18 protein-coding genes and 2 tRNA genes are annotated in these 18,109 nt (G+C 64.8%); 15 read left to right on the top strand and 5 right to left on the bottom strand.

All coding sequences use genetic code 11. From position 1 onward, the window contains the following. Nucleotides 1–17: 17 nt before the first annotated feature. The 3 genes from HHL08_RS14955 to HHL08_RS14945 all read right to left on the bottom strand — a co-directional run bounded on the left by HHL08_RS14955 (nucleotide 18) and on the right by HHL08_RS14945 (nucleotide 2,151). Nucleotides 18–914 carry a LysR family transcriptional regulator gene (locus HHL08_RS14955; RefSeq protein ID WP_169573949.1) on the bottom strand — a complete coding sequence of 299 codons (897 nt, stop codon included), beginning with the start codon at nucleotides 912–914 and terminating at the stop codon, nucleotides 18–20. Continuing rightward, complete coding sequence (locus tag HHL08_RS14950) at nucleotides 911–1,903, bottom strand: threonine/serine dehydratase (protein WP_169573948.1); 993 nt, start codon at nucleotides 1,901–1,903, stop codon at nucleotides 911–913. The genes HHL08_RS14955 and HHL08_RS14950 overlap by 4 nt, the downstream gene beginning before the upstream one ends. 173 nt (nucleotides 1,904–2,076) lie before the next feature. Continuing rightward, nucleotides 2,077–2,151: transfer RNA gene (locus HHL08_RS14945), tRNA-Gln, on the bottom strand. A 122-nt stretch (nucleotides 2,152–2,273) separates the two neighbouring features. Here HHL08_RS14945 and HHL08_RS14940 point away from each other — a divergent pair. Next, complete coding sequence (locus HHL08_RS14940; RefSeq protein ID WP_169573947.1) at nucleotides 2,274–2,789, top strand: MarR family winged helix-turn-helix transcriptional regulator; 516 nt, start codon at nucleotides 2,274–2,276, stop codon at nucleotides 2,787–2,789. A gap of 70 nt (nucleotides 2,790–2,859) precedes the next feature. Further along, nucleotides 2,860–3,174, top strand: a complete 315-nt coding sequence (locus HHL08_RS14935) for a hypothetical protein (protein ID WP_169573946.1) — start codon at nucleotides 2,860–2,862, stop codon at nucleotides 3,172–3,174. Between the two features lie 24 nt (nucleotides 3,175–3,198). On the opposite strand, the gene HHL08_RS14930 is transcribed toward HHL08_RS14935, so the two are convergent. Continuing rightward, nucleotides 3,199–3,789 (bottom strand): helix-turn-helix domain-containing protein, encoded by a 591-nt coding sequence (locus tag HHL08_RS14930; RefSeq protein ID WP_169573945.1) that lies wholly within the window; start codon nucleotides 3,787–3,789, stop codon nucleotides 3,199–3,201. A gap of 15 nt (nucleotides 3,790–3,804) precedes the next feature. Here HHL08_RS14930 and HHL08_RS14925 point away from each other — a divergent pair, with 15 nt between their 5' ends. Further along, complete coding sequence (locus HHL08_RS14925) at nucleotides 3,805–4,734, top strand: DMT family transporter (protein WP_169573944.1); 930 nt, start codon at nucleotides 3,805–3,807, stop codon at nucleotides 4,732–4,734. Between the two features lie 92 nt (nucleotides 4,735–4,826). Here HHL08_RS14925 and HHL08_RS14920 read toward each other — a convergent pair whose 3' ends face one another. Beyond that, on the bottom strand, nucleotides 4,827–5,585 hold the full coding sequence (locus tag HHL08_RS14920; protein ID WP_169573943.1) for an enoyl-CoA hydratase-related protein: 759 nt from the start codon (nucleotides 5,583–5,585) through the stop codon (nucleotides 4,827–4,829). Between the two features lie 116 nt (nucleotides 5,586–5,701). On the opposite strand from HHL08_RS14920, the gene HHL08_RS14915 reads away from it, so the two are divergent. From HHL08_RS14915 to HHL08_RS14860, 12 genes are all read left to right on the top strand, one after another. Beyond that, nucleotides 5,702–6,691 carry a bile acid:sodium symporter family protein gene (locus HHL08_RS14915; RefSeq protein WP_169573992.1) on the top strand — a complete coding sequence of 330 codons (990 nt, stop codon included), beginning with the start codon at nucleotides 5,702–5,704 and terminating at the stop codon, nucleotides 6,689–6,691. A gap of 100 nt (nucleotides 6,692–6,791) precedes the next feature. Continuing rightward, nucleotides 6,792–7,937 carry an aromatic ring-hydroxylating oxygenase subunit alpha gene (locus HHL08_RS14910; protein ID WP_169573942.1) on the top strand — a complete coding sequence of 382 codons (1,146 nt, stop codon included), beginning with the start codon at nucleotides 6,792–6,794 and terminating at the stop codon, nucleotides 7,935–7,937. Nucleotides 7,938–7,992: 55 nt separating this feature from the next. After that, nucleotides 7,993–9,603 (top strand): phytoene desaturase family protein, encoded by a 1,611-nt coding sequence (locus HHL08_RS14905; protein ID WP_169573941.1) that lies wholly within the window; start codon nucleotides 7,993–7,995, stop codon nucleotides 9,601–9,603. Between the two features lie 54 nt (nucleotides 9,604–9,657). After that, nucleotides 9,658–10,653 carry an aspartate carbamoyltransferase catalytic subunit gene (locus tag HHL08_RS14900; RefSeq protein ID WP_169573940.1) on the top strand — a complete coding sequence of 332 codons (996 nt, stop codon included), beginning with the start codon at nucleotides 9,658–9,660 and terminating at the stop codon, nucleotides 10,651–10,653. 130 nt (nucleotides 10,654–10,783) lie between these two features. Continuing rightward, nucleotides 10,784–12,007, top strand: coding sequence for a dihydroorotase (locus tag HHL08_RS14895; protein WP_169573939.1), 1,224 nt, complete (start codon nucleotides 10,784–10,786; stop codon nucleotides 12,005–12,007). A gap of 62 nt (nucleotides 12,008–12,069) precedes the next feature. Further along, nucleotides 12,070–12,987 (top strand): YihY/virulence factor BrkB family protein, encoded by a 918-nt coding sequence (locus HHL08_RS14890; protein WP_169573938.1) that lies wholly within the window; start codon nucleotides 12,070–12,072, stop codon nucleotides 12,985–12,987. 62 nt (nucleotides 12,988–13,049) lie between these two features. After that, nucleotides 13,050–13,125: transfer RNA gene (locus tag HHL08_RS14885), tRNA-Trp, on the top strand. Between the two features lie 230 nt (nucleotides 13,126–13,355). Continuing rightward, nucleotides 13,356–13,562: a preprotein translocase subunit SecE gene (gene secE / locus HHL08_RS14880; RefSeq protein WP_066603991.1), complete on the top strand. Its 207-nt coding sequence runs from the start codon at nucleotides 13,356–13,358 to the stop codon at nucleotides 13,560–13,562. 104 nt (nucleotides 13,563–13,666) lie between these two features. After that, complete coding sequence (nusG, locus tag HHL08_RS14875; RefSeq protein WP_169573937.1) at nucleotides 13,667–14,203, top strand: transcription termination/antitermination protein NusG; 537 nt, start codon at nucleotides 13,667–13,669, stop codon at nucleotides 14,201–14,203. A 698-nt stretch (nucleotides 14,204–14,901) separates the two neighbouring features. Next, nucleotides 14,902–15,333 (top strand): 50S ribosomal protein L11, encoded by a 432-nt coding sequence (rplK, locus tag HHL08_RS14870; RefSeq protein ID WP_169573936.1) that lies wholly within the window; start codon nucleotides 14,902–14,904, stop codon nucleotides 15,331–15,333. A gap of 4 nt (nucleotides 15,334–15,337) precedes the next feature. After that, nucleotides 15,338–16,036, top strand: a complete 699-nt coding sequence (gene rplA, locus HHL08_RS14865; RefSeq protein ID WP_169573935.1) for a 50S ribosomal protein L1 — start codon at nucleotides 15,338–15,340, stop codon at nucleotides 16,034–16,036. 248 nt (nucleotides 16,037–16,284) lie between these two features. Next, the gene (locus HHL08_RS14860) at nucleotides 16,285–18,075 is read left to right on the top strand and encodes a DEAD/DEAH box helicase (protein WP_169573934.1); all 1,791 of its coding nucleotides are present in this window, start codon (nucleotides 16,285–16,287) and stop codon (nucleotides 18,073–18,075) included. Nucleotides 18,076–18,109: the final 34 nt, after the last annotated feature.

Here is an 18,109-nt window from a genome sequence, read left to right as displayed (position 1 = left end):
AATGATTTTTTCGAACGTCATAGCTTGGAGCTATGGATAAGCACGTCCAGCAAGGCCTCGCCCAAGCGCGACAACCGCCCGCCCGCCAGCATCCGCACGCCGATGCTGCGCGGAAAGGCGGCTTCTGCAATCGTGATGGCACGCAGCACGCCGATCGACAGTTCCGCCGAAGCCACTTGCATCGGCAATATGGTGACGCGCTGGCTGCCCCGCACCATCGCCTTGGTAGTGAGCAGGGAGTCGCAACGGATGATATCCTGCGGCACCGGAATGTCGGCCGCCATGAACAGCGCATCGACCTGACGACGGAACGCGCCGCGCGCTTCGGGCAAGACCCAGCGCATCAGCACGGTGTCGCGCAAAGACAGGCTGGCGGGCAGATGGTCATTCTGCTTGCCCACGATCAGGGCGAAGGGGTCGCGGGAAAAGGTGCGTTCCTCGATACCCTCCGACGGTTCGTCGATGCCGGTGGTGACGAAAGCCAGTTCGATCTCGCCGCGGTGAAGCATGGCGGCGAGGTCGTGGTCTGGCCGTTCGACCACATGCAGGGCAAACCGACCGATCCGCGCCTCCAGCCGCCGCACCGCGTCTGGCAGCAGGCTGACCAGCGCGCCGGGCGTACCGCCGACGCGGAGCGGCCCGGTGATGCCCCGGCTGGCGAGCTGCACCTCCGCCTGCACATCGGCGAGCAGGCTGTCCATCGCTTCGGCACGACGGAGCAGCGCTTGCCCTTCGGGCGTAAGCAGGATGCCGCTGCGCGAGCGTTCGAACAGGGAGACGCCGAGCGATTGCTCCAGCAGGGCAATGGCGTTCGATACGGACGGTTGCGAGATGTTGAGCGCCCGCGCGCCCCCACTGATGCTGTTGGCGCGGCACACCGCCAGGAAGGTGCGGATCGCGCGCGGGTCGATCATGCGGCGGCTCCGCCGATAATAGCGGCATAGGCGGCGGGATCGACGTTGCTGCCGGACAGGACAATGACGCTCGCGCCGTCGCAGGGCGGCGCAAGATCGCTCAGCATCGCCGCCAGTGCGACTGCCCCGCCTGGCTCCACCACCAGCTTGAGCGTGGCAAAGGCGAAGCGCATCGCATCGCGCACCTGATCGTCGCTGACGACGAGGCCGCCCGTCAGCAGCGCTTGGTTGATGGAGAAGGTGATCGCGCCGGGGCTGGGCGACATCAGCGCGTCGCAGATGCTGCGGGCGTCGGGCGCGATGCTTTCGCGAATACCGCTGGCGAGCGAGCGGGCGGTGTCATCGAACCCGGCGGGTTCGACGGCATAGAGGGCGATTGCCGGGGCGCGTGCCTTAACTGCCGTCGCGATACCCGCCGTCAGTCCACCGCCGCCGCAACAGACGAGGATCTGGCCGATGCCGGTGCCCGCTTCTGCCGCCTGATCGAGGATTTCGAGCCCCGCCGTCCCCTGCCCTGCGATGATGAAGGGATCGTCGAACGAGGGCACCAAGGTCGCGCCGCGGCTGTGCGCCAGAGCGGTCGCAATCTCCTCCCGGCTTTCGGTATGGCGGTCATAGGTGACGATCTCCGCCCCCAGCGCGCGGGTGTTGGCCAGCTTGATCGCGGGCGCATCGGCGGGCATCACGATGGTCGCCGGCATCGCGAGCAATTGCGCGGCGGCGGCTACGCCCTGGGCATGATTGCCCGACGACCAGGCGACGACGCCCGCCGCCCGCTGCTGCGCATCAAGGCGTGCGAGACGGTTATACGCGCCGCGAAACTTGAACGATCCGGTGCGCTGCGCCCCTTCGAACTTGATGAGGACGCGACGGCCCAGCCGGTCGTTGAGTGCGTGATTTTCCAAGAGCGGCGTGCGCACCGCCGCGGGGGCGATGACGCGAGCGGCGTCGATGATGTCGGCGATCGTGATGGCGGGCGGTTGATCCATGCGCTGCTCCTGCTTTGACTCCCGGCTTTAGCCGCGGGCCGGGTCAGGGAGAAGCGCCAACCTTGCGCGTTTGGCCCTAGGACATCTTGTCGGACAGGCGGCCGAGATCGCGGGCATCAGATCGACCGATTTCGCGACGACGCAAAGCTAACTTTTCAATTTTGGAAGGAAATTGGCTGGGGCGGCAGGATTCGAACCTGCGAATGGCGGCATCAAAAGCCGCTGCCTTACCACTTGGCGACGCCCCAGCAGAGCCGATCATATCGGCGCGGACCGCCATATAACGTGTCATCGGCGAAAGGAAAGCCTAGTCATGCTAGTTTCGTGACGCCACTATGCGCTTTGTCACTTTGCCGGATCACACCCCTTCATGTCGGTTTCCAGTTCCCCCGCCTCGCCCGCCCCCATCTCTCCCGCCTCCCCCCTCTTCCTGCGCGAGGATGAGATCAGGCGCGGAATCGAGATGCTCTATTTCGGTTATTCCGCGCTGACCCGGTCGATCGACGAGAGCCTGTCGGCGCAGGGGCTGGGCCGGGCGCATCATCGCGCGCTCTACTTCATTTCGCGCCAGCCGGACCTGACGGTCAAGGATTTGCTGCGATTGCTGGCGATCACCAAGCAATCGCTGGGCCGGGTGCTGGGCGACCTGGTCGAGCGCGGCTATATCGAGACGCGGGCGGGCGCGAGCGACCGCCGGCAAAAATTGCTGCGACTCAGCCCGTCGGGCAAGGCGCTGGAGGCGGAGCTATTCCGCGCGCTGCGCGAGAAGATGGCGACGGCCTATGCGCAGGCGGGACAGGGGTCGGTCACTGGATTCTGGCGCGTGCTGGAAGGGCTGATCCCAGAAGCTGACCGGTCGATGGTGTTCGGTTTGCGCGGCGGATAAGCACTGGCCGGGAAACCTTCTGCCGCCTCCTGCGCTTATCTCGCTCCTTTTAATGGCTAGAGGAGCCACAATGCGTACTTCCCTTATCGCCGCCGCCGCCCTGCTGTCCGTCGCCGGCCTGTCCGCCTGCTCGGAAAAGGCGCAGGACAATCTGGACAATGCCGGATCGGCCATCGGCAGCGACGTGAGCAATGCGGTCGACAGCGCCGGCGCAAAGATCGACAACGGCTTGGACGATGCCGGCCGCGCGATCGACCATGGCGCAGACAAGATCGGCGCAGCGACCGACAAGGCCGCGGCCGACGCCAAGCGCGAGGCGGGCGAAGCGAAACGTGACGTCGGTGCATCGCTGGAAGAGGCGGGCAGCGACCTGCGCAATGAGTGAGGGGGGCGAGGGCCTACCGTCCCTCTAAAAAACTACATTGCGGACGAACCGCACCGGCCCTGATTCGTGATTCGCGAAGAAATAGGGCCGGTCGCTGGTGAAGATCAGGAAGTCGCCGGCTACCACCTTCCGGGGGTCGGCGCCTTCCCTTTCGACCGTTAGCATGCCTTCCATGACAAAGAGCATCTCATGCCAGTCGGCGGCGTCCGCTTGCGCGGAGTAGGTTTCCCCCGCGGCCAGCGACCAGGTCCATAGCTCTGCCTCCCGCGCGGCGGGCACGGTGCCGAGCAGGATAGCGCGGCTGTCGAGGCTTTGCCCGCGCCAGGCCAAGCTGTCGATCCGGCTGTTGTCGCGCATGTCGGGCGGGCGAACGAGGCGCGAGAAACTGACGCCCAGCGCCTGGGCCAGCCGGTCGAGCGTCGACAGGCTGACATTCGCCTCCCCGCTTTCGATGCCGGAGATCATACGGCGGCTGACGCCGGCCTGCGCCGCCAGACCATCCTGGCTGAAGCCGCGTTCGGTACGCAGCGCGCGGACATTGCCCGCGACATGGGCGAGGACGTCCGGGCGCTGATCCTGCGCTGGCGCGTCTTGACTGTGCAATATAGTGCTCATAGGACGCTGTGCATTATGTTGCACAACGAACTATCCGACAAGCCCGCAGAAAGCCGCCTGATGATCGGCCGCCCAGAACTCGCGCTGATCGGTGTGACGATCCTGTGGGGCGGCACTTTCCTGATCGTGCATCATGCGATGCGCGAAACCAGACCGCTTTTCTTCGTCGGCCTGCGCTTTGCGACCGCCGCGCTGCTGACGCTGCCGCTCGCCCTGCCGGTGCTGCGCGGGCTGACCCGGCGCGAACTGTTGGCGGGACTGGTGATCGGGCTGGGCATTTTTGTGGGCTATTCGCTCCAGACCTGGGGTTTGCAGACGATCAGCAGCAGCACGTCGGCCTTCATCACCGCAGCCTATGTGCCGTTGGTGCCGATCCTTCAGTGGGTGATCCTGCGGCGGCGGCCCAGGTTGGCGAGTTGGGCCGGGGTCGCGCTGGCATTTGTCGGCCTGCTGCTGATCGCCGCGCCCAGGGACGGGCTGGCGCTGGGAACCGGGGAATTGCTGACGCTGCTCAGCACGGTCGCGATCGCTTTGGAGATCATCTTCATCAGCCTGTGGGCTGGGAGCGTGAATGTCGCGCGGGTGACGGTGGTGCAACTGGCGGTGACCGCCCTGCTCGCTTTCGCCTGCATGGGACCGGCGGGCGAGAGCGTGCCGCCCTTTTCCTGGCTGGTGGTGTTGAGCGCTTGCGGCCTGGGCGCGATGACGGCGCTGATCCAGTTGGTGATGAACTGGGCGCAACGCACCGTGTCGCCGACGCGGGCGACGCTGATCTACGCCGGCGAGCCGGTCTGGGCCGGGATCATCGGCCGGATCGCGGGCGAAAGACTGCCGCCGACGGCGCTGGTCGGCGGCCTGCTGATCGTGGCAGCGGTGGTGGTGAGCGAGATCAATTTCGAGCGGAAGAAGGCGCGGCTTGAGCCAAGGAAAAGCGCGCTGCATTAGCCATCATCCGTTCGCTTCAAGCGCCGTCGAGAAGCGTTAGGGATGCGCTATGTGTTTCTCGACTGCGCTCGAAACGAACGGCGGCATTTTCGTTAGTCCCGCCGGAACACCGGGACTCGCTTTTCGAAGAACGCGGCGAAGGCTTCTTGCGCTTCGGGCGAGGCCAGGGTCTCGCGGAACAACCGCGCTTCCTCCTCTATCCGGGCATTGAGCACGGCGGGATCGCCCTTCATCAAGCGGCGGGTGGCGGCCAGCGCTTGGGGCGGCTTGGCCATGAGAGCAGCCGCCTTGGCGCGGGCATGGTCGAGCAAGTCGTCGGCCGGGACGATGGCGGTGATGAGGCCGGCGCGGTCGGCGCCGTCGACATCCATCGGTTCGCCCAGCAACAGCATCGCCGCCGCCTTGGCATGGCCCATGATCGCAGGCGCGAGCAGGCTGGAGCCAGCTTCGGGCACGATGCCCAGATTGACGAAGGGCATGATGAAGCGCGTGTCGGGCGCAGCATAGACGAGGTCACAGTGGAAGAGCATCGTCGTGCCGACGCCCACGGCCAGTCCCTGCACCGCGGCGACCAGCGGTTTGTCGAAGGCGGCGATGGCGCGGATGAAGTCGAAGGCGGCGGCCCCGCCCTCCGGCCCGGCGGTGAAGTCCTTGAGATCGTTGCCCGCGCAAAAGGCGTCGCCCCGGCCCGCGATCAGCACTACGCCGATATCGGCGCGCGCGGATGCGTCGGCCAGCGCGGCGGTCATGGCGCGATACATGGTCGCGGTCAGCGCGTTCTTCTTGTCCGGGCGGTCGATCTGGATTTCGATCACGCCTGCCTTGTCCACGATCGCGATATGGTCGCTCATCGTCAGCCTCTCCTATATATTGGCCCAACTTGCCCTGGCCCAAGGCGAAGTTGTTGGCGCATCCCATGGCCTGCGTCTATCCCCCTGCCTATCCTGTCGCCTGACCGAAGTTGATGATGAACCGCCTGCGCCAAGCCCTGGACCCGTTTCTGCTGTTGCTGCTAGCGACCGTCGCCCTAGCGTCCTTATTGCCGGCGCGGGGAGATGGCGCGCGGATCGCGGGCATCGTCGCGGACGCGGGGATCGTGCTGCTTTTTTTCCTGCATGGCGCAAAATTGTCGCGCGAGGCGATATGGAGCGGGGCGAAGGCGTGGAAATTGCACCTGGCGACGCTCGCGACGACCTTTGTCGCCTTTCCCTTGCTGGGGCTGCTGATCGGGCGATTCGGCTTCGTGCCGCAGGATATGCGGGCGGGGCTGCTGTTCCTGGCGCTGCTGCCATCGACGGTGCAATCGTCCATCGCCTTCACCGCGATCGCGCGGGGCAATGTCGCGGCGGCGGTGGTCAGCGCCTCCTTCTCCAACCTGCTGGGCATATTCCTGACGCCGCTGCTGGTCGCGCTGCTGATGCAGAGGGGTGGTAGCGGCAGCCTGATCTCGCTGTCTTCGATCGAGGGGATCGTGCTGCAACTGTTGCTGCCCTTTATCATAGGACATCTGTTGCGGCCTTGGATCGGCGGGTTCGTGACGCGGCACAAGGCGATGCTGGGGCGGGTCGACCGGGGGTCGATATTGCTGGTGGTCTATGCCGCCTTTTCCGCCGCGGTGGTCGAGGGGCTGTGGTCCAGGGTGTCGAGTGAGGAACTGCTTGTGCTGGCGGGGCTGTGCATCGCCATGCTGGCGGTCGTGCTGCTGTTCACGCTGGCGCTGGGGCGGATGCTGGGCCTGTCGCGGGAAGATGCGATCGTCCTGCAATTTTGCGGGTCCAAGAAAAGCCTGGCGTCGGGCGTTCCGATCGCGGGCGTCCTGTTCCCGGCGGCAGCGGTGGGGCCGATCCTGCTGCCGATCATGATCTTCCACCAGATCCAGTTGATGGCCTGCGCCATGCTGGCGCGGCGGTACGGGGCGCAGGCGGATGCCAAAAGCGACAACGAACTGGACAGTTGAATCGATTTGCGATGGCTTTCCTCGTCATTCTCTTATACGATCGTAAAATTATTGATTGACGCTAGGGAAACCTGACGACGTGGCAGGGCAGATCGACAGGATGGCGGACCCGGATACCGAGTGGAGCCTGCCCGCCTGGACCTATAGCGATCCTGAATTTTTCGCGGTCGAGGTGGAGCGCATCTTTCGCCCGGCCTGGCAGATCGTCTGTCATCAAAGCGACATCCCTGCCCCCGGCGATTTCCATACGCTCGATTATATCGGCGAGAGCGTGATCGTGGTGCGCGGCGAGGATGGGGCGGTGCGGGCCTTCACCAATGTGTGCCGCCATCGTGGAGCGCGGATCGTGGATGGCTTTAGCGGGTGCGCGAAGAAGCTGGTCTGCCCCTATCATGGCTGGACCTATGAGACGGACGGACGGCTGTCCGGCGTGCCGATGAAGGCCAGCTATGGCGCGACTTTCGCGATGGCCGATCATGGATTGACGCCGGTCGACTTGGAAAGCTGGCAGGGTTTTCTGTTTGTCCGGCTGGTCGATGATGGCGGGCCGTCGGTGGCGCAGATGATGGCGCCCTATGTGGAGGAGATCGTCGCCTATCGGTTCGAGGATATGCGGGCGCTGGGGCGGGTGACGTTGCGGCCGCGGTCAGTGAACTGGAAGAATATCGGCGACAATTATTCGGACGGGCTGCATATCGCGGTGGCGCATCCCGGCCTCAAGCGGCTGATGGGCGATGGCTATGGCGTGGAAGCATCCGCCCATGCCGACAAGATGTGGGGGCCGATAGTGGACCGGCCGTCGGCCAATCTGTCCGAGCGGGCCTATCAGCATTTCCTGCCCGACGTGCCGCATCTGCCGCCCGAACGGCAGCGGCTGTGGACCTATTATAAGCTGTGGCCCAATTTCGCCTTCGACATCTATCCCGATCAGGTGGATTTCATGGCCTGGCTGCCGGTGTCGCCGACGCAGACGCTGATCCGCGAGATCAGCTATGCCCTACCCGACACGCGGCGGGAGATGAAGGCGGCGCGCTATCTCAACTGGCGGATCAACCGGCAGGTCAATGCTGAGGACACGGCGCTGGTCGCGCGGGTGCAGGCGGGAATGGGGTCGGCGAGTTTCACCGTCGGGCCGCTTAGTGAGCAGGAAGTGGCGCTGCGGCATTTTTGCGGTCGGGTGCGCGCTGTGATCCCGCAGGCGCGGCTGCATCGCGCGCCGGGGATGGGGTGGAGCGGCAGGATATGAGTGGCGCACGGGTTTCTCGACTTCGCTCGAAACGAACGGATGTAGGAGGCATGTCATGACGAAATCCTACGACGCCGTCATCATTGGGGGCGGGCATAATGGGCTGGTCTGCGCCTTCTACCTGGCGCGGGCGGGATATAAGGTCCGCATATTGGAGCGGCGCGACGTCGTGGGCGGTGCGGCGGTGACGGAGGAGTTCCATCCGGGGTTCCGCAATTCGACCGCCAGCTATACCGTCAGCCTGCTCAATCCCAAGGTCATCCGCGACATGCAACTGGTCGATCACGGCTATCGCGTGATCGAGCGGCCGATCAGCAATTTCCTGCCCCAACCGGACGGCGGCTACCTGAAGCTTGGTGGCGGGTTGGATAGGACGCAGGCGGAGTTTGCGAAGTTCAGCGCGAAAGACGCGGCCGCGCTGCCAGCTTATTATGACGCGCTGGAAGTGGTGGCCGATGTGCTGCGCGACCTGGTGCTGAAAAGCCCGCCCAATGTCGGCGATGGCCTGACCATGATTGTCGAGGCACTGAAACAGGGGCGGCGGGTCGCGGGGCTGGGGATCGAGCAGCAGCGCGACGTGCTGGACCTGTTCACCAAATCGGCGCGCAGCTTCCTCGGCAGCTGGTTCGAGAGCGAAGCGGTGAAGGCCGCGTTCGGCTTCGACGCGGTGGTGGGCAATTATGCCAGTCCCGATACGCCGGGCAGCGCCTATGTGCTGCTGCATCATGTGTTCGGCGAGGTGAACGGCAAGAAGGGCGCATGGGGCCATGCGGTCGGTGGCATGGGCGCGATCACGCAGATCATGGCCAAGGTCGTGACCGCCATGGGGGTGGAGATCAGCCTGGAGGCGCCGGTCGAGACGGTGCTAGTGGATGGCGCGCGCGCGGTGGGCGTGCGGCTGGAGAGTGGCGAGGAGGTTATGGGCGGCGCGGTGATCGCCAATGTCGGGCCGAAATTGCTGTATGAGCAGATGATGGCGCAAGGCGACCGGCCGGCCGATTTTGCTAAGCGGATCAAGGCGTTCAAGACAGGATCGGGGACGTTCCGCATGAATGTGGCGCTGGACGCCCTGCCCGACTTCACCTGCCTGCCCGGTGTGGGCGAGCATCATCAGTCGGGCATCATCATCGCGCCGACTTTGGACTATATGGATCGCGCCTTCATGGACGCCAAGCGCGACGGCTGGTCGAAGGCGCCGATCGTGGAGATGCTGATCCCGTCCACCATTGATGACAGTCTGGCCCCGGAAGGATGCCATGTCGCCAGCCTGTTCTGCCAGCAATTCGCGCCGGAGCTACCCGACGGGCGATCGTGGGACGACGAGCGAGAAGCGGCGGCGGATCAGATCATCGCGACGGTGGAGGCGTCCGCGCCAGGCTTTGCCAGGAGCGTGATCGCGCGGCAGATTCATTCGCCGCTCGACCTGGAGCGCAAGTTCGGGCTGGTCGGTGGCGACATCATGCATGGCAATCTGACGCTGGACCAGATGTGGGCGGCGCGGCCGGTGCTGGGCCATGGCGCGTATCGCGGGCCGGTCAAGGGGCTGTATATGTGCGGCGCGGGGACGCATCCGGGCGGCGGCGTGACCGGCGCGCCGGGGCATAATGCGGCGCGGGAGGTGTTGAAGGATAAGGCGATCTTCGGGAAATGGCGCGGGCGGGGGTAAGCGCCCCCATCGACGCCTTGCCCTCCCCCGCCGCCTTCCCTAAAGCACCGGTTCATGCCCGACATCTTCATACCCGACGCGACACCCGAGCTGACAGGCCGGGCGTTGTTTCCGCACAAGCATCTATTGTCCATTGCGGACATGAAGCCCTGGGAAATCCGGTTCCTGCTGGATGAGGCGGAGCATTGGGCGCAGGCGAACAAGGGCCGGGCGCGCAAGCATGACGGGCGGCTGGCGGGGATGACCCAGATCAACGCCTTTTTCGAGAATAGCACGCGCACTTTGCTGTCGTTCGAGATTGCCGGCAAGCGGCTGGGCGCGGATGTCGTCAACATGGCAGCGGCCACGTCGAGCGTGAAGAAGGGCGAGACGCTGATCGACACGGCGATGACGCTGAACGCCATGGCGGCCGATGTGATCGTCATCCGCCATGCGAGTTCAGGCGCGGTGCGGCTGATCGCAGACAAGGTGGATTGTCCGGTGCTGAACGCGGGCGATGGCTGGCATCAGCATCCGACGCAAGCGCTGCTCGACGCGCTGACCATCCGGCGGCGCAAGGGCGGGTTCGAGGGTTTGGTGGTCGCGATCTGCGGCGATGTGCTGCATAGCCGGGTGGCGCGGTCGAACATGCTGTGCCTCGCCGCGCTGGGCGCGCAGGTGCGCGCGGTCGCGCCGCCGACGCTGTTGCCGCCAGAGGTCGAGATGCTGGGGGCGACGCCCTTTACGCGGATGGACGAGGGGCTGGAGGGTGCCGACGTCGTCATGATGCTGCGGCTCCAGAATGAGCGGATGGACGGGGCCTTCATCCCCTCCCCGCGCGAATATCATGCGCTGTATGGGCTGACGCCGGAGCGGCTGGCCATCGCCAAGCCCGATGCGCTGGTGATGCATCCGGGGCCGATGAACCGGGGCGTGGAGATCAGCAGTTCGGTCGCCGATCATCCCGAACGCTCCGCGATCACCGAGCAGGTGGCTATGGGCGTGGCGGTGCGCATGGCGTGCCTGGACGTGCTGACGCGCGGGGCGCGGGGCGTGGAGGGATGGGCGTGAGCCTTCCATCCTTTTCCGTCATTCCCGCGCAGGCGGCAATCCATCTCCCACTCTGTCCGCTTTCGCGAGGTCGGGAGATGGATTCCCGCCTTCGCGGGAATGACGGTGTTTGGTTTGAGGGAATGAAAGCGTGAGCAAGATCGCCATCATCAACGGCAGGCTGGCCGATCCCGCGGGTGACGCGCTAACGCCCGGCGTCGTGCTGATCGAGGGGGACCGGATCGTCGCGGCGGGCGATGTCGCGGTGCCCGATGACGCGCAGCGGGTCGATGCGCAGGGGCTGGTGGTTGCGCCGGGCCTCATTGACCTCGGCGTCTTCGCCACCGACAAGCCGGCCTTCCATTTTGGCGGGATCACGCGCGCGGCGTTGATGCCCGACCAGCGTGCGCCGCTGGACGAGGTGGGGCTGATCCGGCAGGCGACGCGGGCGGGCAAGCCCGATTTCTGGGTCCATCCGATCGCGGCGGCGACGCGCGGGTTGCAGGGCCAGGAAATGGCTGAAATGGGCCTGATGCAGATGGCGGGCGCGAAGGCAGTTGGCACGGGTCGTCAATGGATTAGCGATTCGGGCGTGATGCTGCGGGTGCTATCCTATGCCAGCGGGCTGGGCCTGACCGTCATCGCCCATGCGGAGGATAGCGGGCTGACCGCCAAGGCGGTGGCGACCAGCGGCGAGACGGCGACGCGGCTGGGCCTGCCCCACGCCCCGGCATGCGCCGAAGCATTGGCGATCGCGCGCGACATCATGCTGGTGCGGGAAACAGGCGCGGCGATCCATTTCCGGCTGGTGACGACGCAGGCGGGCTTCGGCCTCATCCGCGCCGCCAAGGCGGAGGGGTTGAAGGTCACATGCGGCATCAGCCCGGCCTATCTCTATCTCAACGACCAGGCGGTGACGGATTTCCGTACCTTCGCGCGATTGTCGCCGCCTTTGCGGGACGAACGGGACCGGCAGGCCAGCCTGACCGCCGTCGCGGACGGGACGGTCGACGTCATAACCTCCAGCCACGATCCGCGCGGGCCGGAGGACAAGCGCCTGCCCTTCGCCGACGCTGCGCCCGGCATGGCGGGGGCGGAGACGCTGCTGGCGCTGTCGCTTAACCTGGTCCGTGATGGGCAGGTGACGATCAACCGGTTGATGACGCTGCTGTCGGCCAATCCGGCGAAGATTTTGGGCGTCGATGCGGGCGGCTTTAAGGCGGGAAGCGCCGCCGACCTGATCTTCGTCGATCCCGACGCGCCGTGGATTGTCGATTCGGCCAAGATGGCGGCCGCGGCGGGCAACACGCCCTTCGACCGCCTGCCGGTACAGGGCCGCGCCCGGCGGATCATGAAGGGCGGGGTGTTCCTTTAGGACATAACGGGAACCCCCCGCCGCCTCACGCGCTTGCCTTATATGGTCAGCAGGGGAAGCGGATGACGCAGAGAGTCGCGCAGCAGGTGCATGTGGATGCGCCGTGGAAGATACCGCCGCGGGCGTGGTGGGAAATTCTGAAGCGCGTGCATGGCGCGCTGTCGGGCAATCATGTCGGGTTGCTGGCGGCTGGCGTCGCCTATTACGCCTTCCTGTCGATCGCGCCGCTGCTGGCCGCCGTGGTGCTGACCTATGGCCTGTTCGGCGATCCGGCATTGGTGCAGCGGCATATGCAGGCGATCATTTCCGTGGTGCCGGCCGATGCTGCGTCGCTGATCAACGACCAGTTGCTGGGCGTGGTCAGCACGCGCAAGCCCGCGATCGGCTTCGGCCTGTTGCTGGCGCTGGCGATCGCCGTTTATGGCGCGACGCGGGCCGCGTCGGCGATCATGGAGGCGCTCAACATCGTTTATGGGCAGAAGGAAGGGCGCAACATCTTCCGCTTTTATCGCACGTCGATGGGGATCACCTTTTCGGCCGTGCTGGTCGTGGTGGTGGGCGTGTTCACCGCGACGATCATCGGTCTGTTGCAGGATTTCCTGACCAATTGGGGACCGGGCGTGCTGTTCGCGATCAAGGCGACGACATGGGTGTGCGCGGGGTTGCTGGCCAGCATCATCTTCGGCCTGATCTACCGCTTCGGCCCGAACCGGCGCCATGCGCAATGGCAATGGCTGACCGTGGGATCGGTGTCGGCGACGCTGTTCTGGCTGGTGGCGACGCTGGGCGTGTCCTTCTACGTCTCCACCTTCGGCAACTACAACAAGACCTACGGGTCGCTGGGCGCGGTGGTGGTGTTGCAATTATGGCTGTTCGTTTCCGCCTATATCGTGCTGTTGGGTGCCCAGATCAACGCGGAAGCCGAGCGCCAGACCAGCGCCGACACCAGCGTCGCGCCGCAAGACGCAAAAGCGGCATAATCGCGCTTGCCCTCCCCGTCAGCCCGCGCTAAAGCGCCCTCCTTCGCTGGCTAGGCCAGTGTAGGAGTGTAGCTCAGTTGGTAGAGCGTCGGTCTCCAAAACCGAATGCCGTGGGTTCGAGTCCCTCCACTCCTGCCAAGCGAACTGGCCGCGAACCCTTGTATATGCTGGGGTTCGCGGCTAAGTGCGGCGGAGCGATTTCGAGGTGGCGGCCAGCGGGCGCCGGTTAAGAAATCGCGGCCGAACAGGCCGGCGAATTTGGTCGCGGAGCAAGTGGCCGCACCCCCGGACGCCTGATAGGGCGGGATCGGGAGGGCGGACTGTTGCTTCGCGATTTGGTGTTGGTTTAAGAAGTGCAGAGGCAGGCGATGGCGAAGGTTTCCCCCGGCGAATTCGTCAATCAGGTGCAGACCGAGGCGAAGAAGATCGTGTGGCCCACCGGCCGCGAAACCATGATGACCGGCGTAATGGTCGTGATCATGACTACGCTGCTGGGCCTGTTCTTCTTTGGCATCGACACCTTCTTCGGTGCGATCGTCCAGTGGTTGCTGGGCGTCGCGGCAGGCCGGGCCTGAGTTTTTGGGTGCCGCGATTTTCAAGTAAATCGCTTGAGTTTTTGTTGGCGCGATTTTCAAGTAAATCGCTAAGGCCGGCCTGATTGAGATTTTGAAAGGGTAACATGGCGCGCTGGTACATCATCCACGCCTATTCGGGCTTCGAAAACAAGGTCAAGGAATCGATCCTGTCCGAAGCCGAGCGCATGGGCCTTACCCAACTGGTCGAACAGGTCGAAGTGCCTGTCGAAACGGTGACCGAGGTCAAGCGCGGCAAGAAGGTCCAGGTCGAGCGCAAGTTCATGCCCGGCTACGTCCTGGCCAAGCTGGCGATGAACGACGACATCTACCATCTGATCAAGAACACCCCCAAGGTGACGGGTTTTCTGGGATCGATGGGGAAGCCGCAGGCGATCAGCGAAGGCGAGGCCGCCCGTTATTTCGGTGCCCGCAAGGAAGCCGAAGCCGCGCCCAAGCACAAGGTCAGCGTCGATTACGAGATCGGCGACAGCGTCAAGGTTCTGGACGGCCCCTTCGCCAGCTTCAACGGCGTGGTCGAGGAACTGGATTTCGAAAAGAACCGGGTCAAGGTGTCGGTGTCGATCTTCGGTCGCGCCACCCCGGTCGAACTGGATTTCGAGCAGGTCGAACTGTCGAAGTAACCGGTCGCAGGACGGATTTCAAAAAGGGTCGCCGCCGCAGGGTTGGCGACCCTTTTTGCTTTTTGCGATCCTTGCCTGGGGCGGCGTTATACCAAGATGCATTGATAGGAACCTATAGCGTGTTGTTCCCCGGCGAAGGCCGGGGTCCAGTCCTACGGTCAGAACTGGACCCCGGCCTTCGCCGGGGAACCCGCCGCATAAGTCAGCATCATCGCGTTGTGATATTAGAGAAATGTTCGTGCGGAGGGCGCAAAGACACCTCTTCTGGCTCTGCGACCTTTGCGCATCTGCGCGGAAAATATTGAGGCAAGCCCGGATGGCATTATCCCGCCATCGACCGTCCATTTTGTTCGCGCGGAGACGCGGAAACGCGGAGACGCGGAGAAATGAAGCTGCCACTCTGCGTCTCCGCGCCTCCGCGTGAACCCGTTCATCCCTGGTGCCGTGTTGAAGACAATGAGCTGCGCCGCTCGCTTGCGCAGGCAAGATGGACTGGACATGCGGGCCTTGGCAGCGATTTCCCGCCAGTCCGACGGACCCCCTTCCCTTTTTGAACGAACATCGCTATAGGCCCGCGCTTCCGTGCTGCCCCTGGGTGGCCGGATTCTATGCGGGAGGCTGTTTTTACGGCAGCCGTTCGACCGCTAAACTTGAACCGGGCGTATCTTTGGACGCGCCCAGCTATAGAGTGAGTGACAATGGCCAAGAAGATTACGGGCTATATCAAGCTCCAGGTGCCCGCCGGAGACGCCAAGCCTGCCCCGCCAATCGGCCCAGCCCTGGGTCAGCGCGGCGTGAACATCATGGAATTCTGCAAGGCGTTCAACGCGCAGACCGCCAATGTCGACAAGGGCACGCCCCTGCCGACGATCATCACGGTCTATGCGGATCGCAGCTTCACCTTCACGATGAAGCAGCCGCCTGCCACCTTCCTGATCAAGAAGGCGATCAACCTGAAGTCGGGTTCCAAGGAACCGGGCAAAATCGTCGCCGGCAAGATCACCCGCGCCCAGCTCGCCGAAGTCGCGCAGGCCAAGATGGCCGATCTGAACGCGAACGACATCGACGCTGCAACGAAGATCATCGAAGGCTCCGCTCGCGCGATGGGCCTCGATGTGGTGGAGGGCTAAGACCATGGCAAAGCTGACCAAGAAGGCGAAGGCCCTGGCCACCGCGGTTGACCGCGAAAAGCTGCACGGCGTCAACGAGGCGCTGGGCCTGATCAAGACCCACGCCACCGCCAAGTTCGACGAAAGCGTCGAAATCGCGATCAACCTGGGCGTCGATCCCCGTCACGCCGACCAGATGGTCCGTGGCGTCGTCACCCTGCCCGCAGGCACCGGCAAGGACGTTCGCGTCGCCGTGTTCGCCCGCAACGACAAGGCTCAGCAGGCGCTCGACGCCGGCGCCGACATCGTGGGCGCCGAGGATCTGCTGGAGTCGATCCAGGCCGGCAACATCGATTTCCAGCGCGTTATTGCGACGCCGGACATGATGGGCCTGGTCGGTCGCCTGGGTAAGGTGCTGGGTCCAAAGGGCCTGATGCCGAACCCGAAGCTGGGCACTGTGACGCCGAACGTCGCCGAAGCCGTGAAGGCCGCCAAGGGTGGCCAGATCGAATTCCGCGTCGAAAAGGCTGGCATCATCCATGCGGGCCTGGGCAAGTCGAGCTTCTCGGCCGAAGATCTTCGCCGGAATTTCGACGCCTTCGTCGATGCGATCGTCAAGGCGAAGCCGACCGGTTCGAAGGGCAAATATGTCCGCAAGATCGCCCTGTCGTCCTCGATGGGTCCAGGCGTGAAGGTCGATGTGGCGGAAGTCGCCGCCGTCTGATCTTCATGCTATACTATTAGGGCAAGCCTCCTTCCTCGGGAACGCGGGAAGGAGGCTTTCTTATTTGGGAGACAGGCATTTTGCCTGCTTCCCTGGCCGCTCTGAACAAGCGGCGGTTGGATTACCAACCTGAACGGGTGCGAGATGACCTGACGCACCGGCTGATCGCGCTCACGCGGCAGCGAGAAAGGTTATGTTGATTCCGTCGGAAGAAGGCGGGTCGCTTTATCCGATGGAAAAACAAGAACATGGCATTTGACACTCTCCACCCCCTGCTCGCCCAGGCGCTGACCACCAAGGGCTATGAAGCGCTGACCCCGGTCCAGTCCGAAGTGACGCAGGAAGAGGCCTTTGGCCGCGACCTGATCGTGTCGGCGCAGACTGGTTCGGGCAAGACCGTCGCGTTCGGCCTGGCCATGGCCAGCGAATTGCTGGGCGACGCCGATCGGCTGCCCCCGGCCGCCTGGCCACTGGCGCTGGTGATCGCGCCGACGCGCGAACTGGCGTTGCAGGTCAGCCGCGAGCTGGAATGGCTCTATGCTGGCGCCCGCGCCCGCATCGCCACCTGCGTCGGCGGCATGGACGCCGCCAAGGAACGCCGCGCCCTGGCGCAGGGTGCGCATATCGTGGTCGGCACGCCGGGCCGTCTGCGCGACCATCTGGAGCGTGGCGCGCTCGACCTGTCGGCGCTCAAGACCGCCGTGCTGGACGAAGCGGACGAGATGCTCGACATGGGTTTCCGCGAAGACCTGGAAGGCATTCTCGACGCCACGCCCGATGGCCGTCGCACCCTGCTGTTTTCGGCGACCATGCCCAAGCCGATCGTGCAGTTGGCCCGCCGTTACCAGAAGGACGCATTCCAGATCACGTCGGCCGCCGGTGAGCGCGGCCATGGCGATATCAGCTATCAGGCGATGACCGTGGCGCCGGCCGACATCGAGAACAGCGTCGTCAATCTGTTGCGCTTCCATGAGGCGGAAACGGCCATGCTGTTCTGCGCCACGCGCGACAATGTCCGCCACCTGCATGCCAGCCTGACCGAGCGTGGCTTTGCCGTCGTGGCGCTGTCGGGCGAGCATAGCCAGAATGAGCGTAACCAGGCGTTGCAGGCGTTGCGCGACAAGCGGGCGCGGGTGTGCGTGGCGACCGACGTCGCGGCGCGTGGCATCGATCTGCCCTCGCTGACCTTGGTGGTCCATGTCGAGTTGCCGCGCGACGCCGAGACGATGCAGCATCGGTCGGGCCGCACCGGTCGCGCGGGTAAGAAGGGAACGGCCGTGCTGATCGTGCCCTATCCGCGTCGCCGCCGCGTCGAATCGATGCTGAAGGGCGCGAAGATCCCGGTCGAATGGACGACAGCGCCGAGCAAGGAAGCGATTGCCCAGCAGGATGGCGAGCGTCTGCGCGCGCAGTTGCTGGCGCCGGTGGAACTGGAAGAGTCCGACTGGGCGCTGGGTGCCGAGTTGCTGGAGGCCAAGAGCGCCAAGGAAATCGCCGCGATGCTGGTGAAGAGCGCCCGATCCGCCATGCCCGCGCCCGAAGAATTGCTGGACGCCAGCGAAGCGCCGGCGCGCCGTGACGGACCGCGTCCGGGCTTTGAGGATACCCAGTGGTTCCGCATGAATATCGGCCGCACCCAGAATGCCGATCCGCGCTGGATTTTGCCGCTGATCTGCCGTCGTGGCCATGTGTCGCGCGGCGATATCGGCGCGATCCGCATCACCGCCAGTGAAACGATGTTCGAAATCCCCAAGGCGATTTCGGCCAAGTTCCTGGCGGCTGTGCGTCGTTCCGGCGAGGCGGGTGACGAGGGTGCGGACGTGATGTTCGATCCCGTTGACGGCGCACCCCGCGAGGAAGCACGGGAAAATCGTCGCCAGCTGCGCCCGTCCAACGACGCCCGCCCCAACCGCAGCGGTCCGCCCCGCGGCGGTCCGGGTGCCGGTTCGCGCGGTGGCGCTGCGCCGCATAGCCCGCGCCCGTTCAAGGGTGCAGGCGCTGGTGGCCCGCGCAAGGGCCCGCCGCGCAGCCGGGGTTAAATCCCTTTAAGACAGCTAGGAGCCAACAGGGCCG

This window comes from Sphingobium psychrophilum (assembly GCF_012927105.1).
Taxonomy (GTDB): Bacteria; Pseudomonadota; Alphaproteobacteria; order Sphingomonadales; family Sphingomonadaceae; genus Sphingobium; species Sphingobium psychrophilum.
The sequence above is the reverse complement of the archived record's forward strand: the minus strand, read 5'-3'. Positions and strand labels throughout refer to the sequence as shown.

Bases quoted from the DNA above. Each gene is read 5' to 3' on its own strand.
- HHL08_RS14955 (WP_169573949.1), bottom strand. From the start codon at position 914: ATGATCGACCCGCGCGCGATCCGCACCTTCCTGGCGGTGTGCCGCGCC.
- HHL08_RS14950 (WP_169573948.1), bottom strand. From the start codon at position 1,903: ATGGATCAACCGCCCGCCATCACGATCGCCGACATCATCGACGCCGCT.
- HHL08_RS14940 (WP_169573947.1), top strand. From the start codon at position 2,274: ATGTCGGTTTCCAGTTCCCCCGCCTCGCCCGCCCCCATCTCTCCCGCC.
- HHL08_RS14935 (WP_169573946.1), top strand. From the start codon at position 2,860: ATGCGTACTTCCCTTATCGCCGCCGCCGCCCTGCTGTCCGTCGCCGGC.
- HHL08_RS14930 (WP_169573945.1), bottom strand. From the start codon at position 3,789: ATGAGCACTATATTGCACAGTCAAGACGCGCCAGCGCAGGATCAGCGC.
- HHL08_RS14925 (WP_169573944.1), top strand. From the start codon at position 3,805: ATGTTGCACAACGAACTATCCGACAAGCCCGCAGAAAGCCGCCTGATG.
- HHL08_RS14920 (WP_169573943.1), bottom strand. From the start codon at position 5,585: ATGAGCGACCATATCGCGATCGTGGACAAGGCAGGCGTGATCGAAATC.
- HHL08_RS14915 (WP_169573992.1), top strand. From the start codon at position 5,702: ATGAACCGCCTGCGCCAAGCCCTGGACCCGTTTCTGCTGTTGCTGCTA.
- HHL08_RS14910 (WP_169573942.1), top strand. From the start codon at position 6,792: ATGGCGGACCCGGATACCGAGTGGAGCCTGCCCGCCTGGACCTATAGC.
- HHL08_RS14905 (WP_169573941.1), top strand. From the start codon at position 7,993: ATGACGAAATCCTACGACGCCGTCATCATTGGGGGCGGGCATAATGGG.
- HHL08_RS14900 (WP_169573940.1), top strand. From the start codon at position 9,658: ATGCCCGACATCTTCATACCCGACGCGACACCCGAGCTGACAGGCCGG.
- HHL08_RS14890 (WP_169573938.1), top strand. From the start codon at position 12,070: ATGACGCAGAGAGTCGCGCAGCAGGTGCATGTGGATGCGCCGTGGAAG.
- secE (WP_066603991.1), top strand. From the start codon at position 13,356: ATGGCGAAGGTTTCCCCCGGCGAATTCGTCAATCAGGTGCAGACCGAG.
- nusG (WP_169573937.1), top strand. From the start codon at position 13,667: ATGGCGCGCTGGTACATCATCCACGCCTATTCGGGCTTCGAAAACAAG.
- rplK (WP_169573936.1), top strand. From the start codon at position 14,902: ATGGCCAAGAAGATTACGGGCTATATCAAGCTCCAGGTGCCCGCCGGA.
- rplA (WP_169573935.1), top strand. From the start codon at position 15,338: ATGGCAAAGCTGACCAAGAAGGCGAAGGCCCTGGCCACCGCGGTTGAC.
- HHL08_RS14860 (WP_169573934.1), top strand. From the start codon at position 16,285: ATGGCATTTGACACTCTCCACCCCCTGCTCGCCCAGGCGCTGACCACC.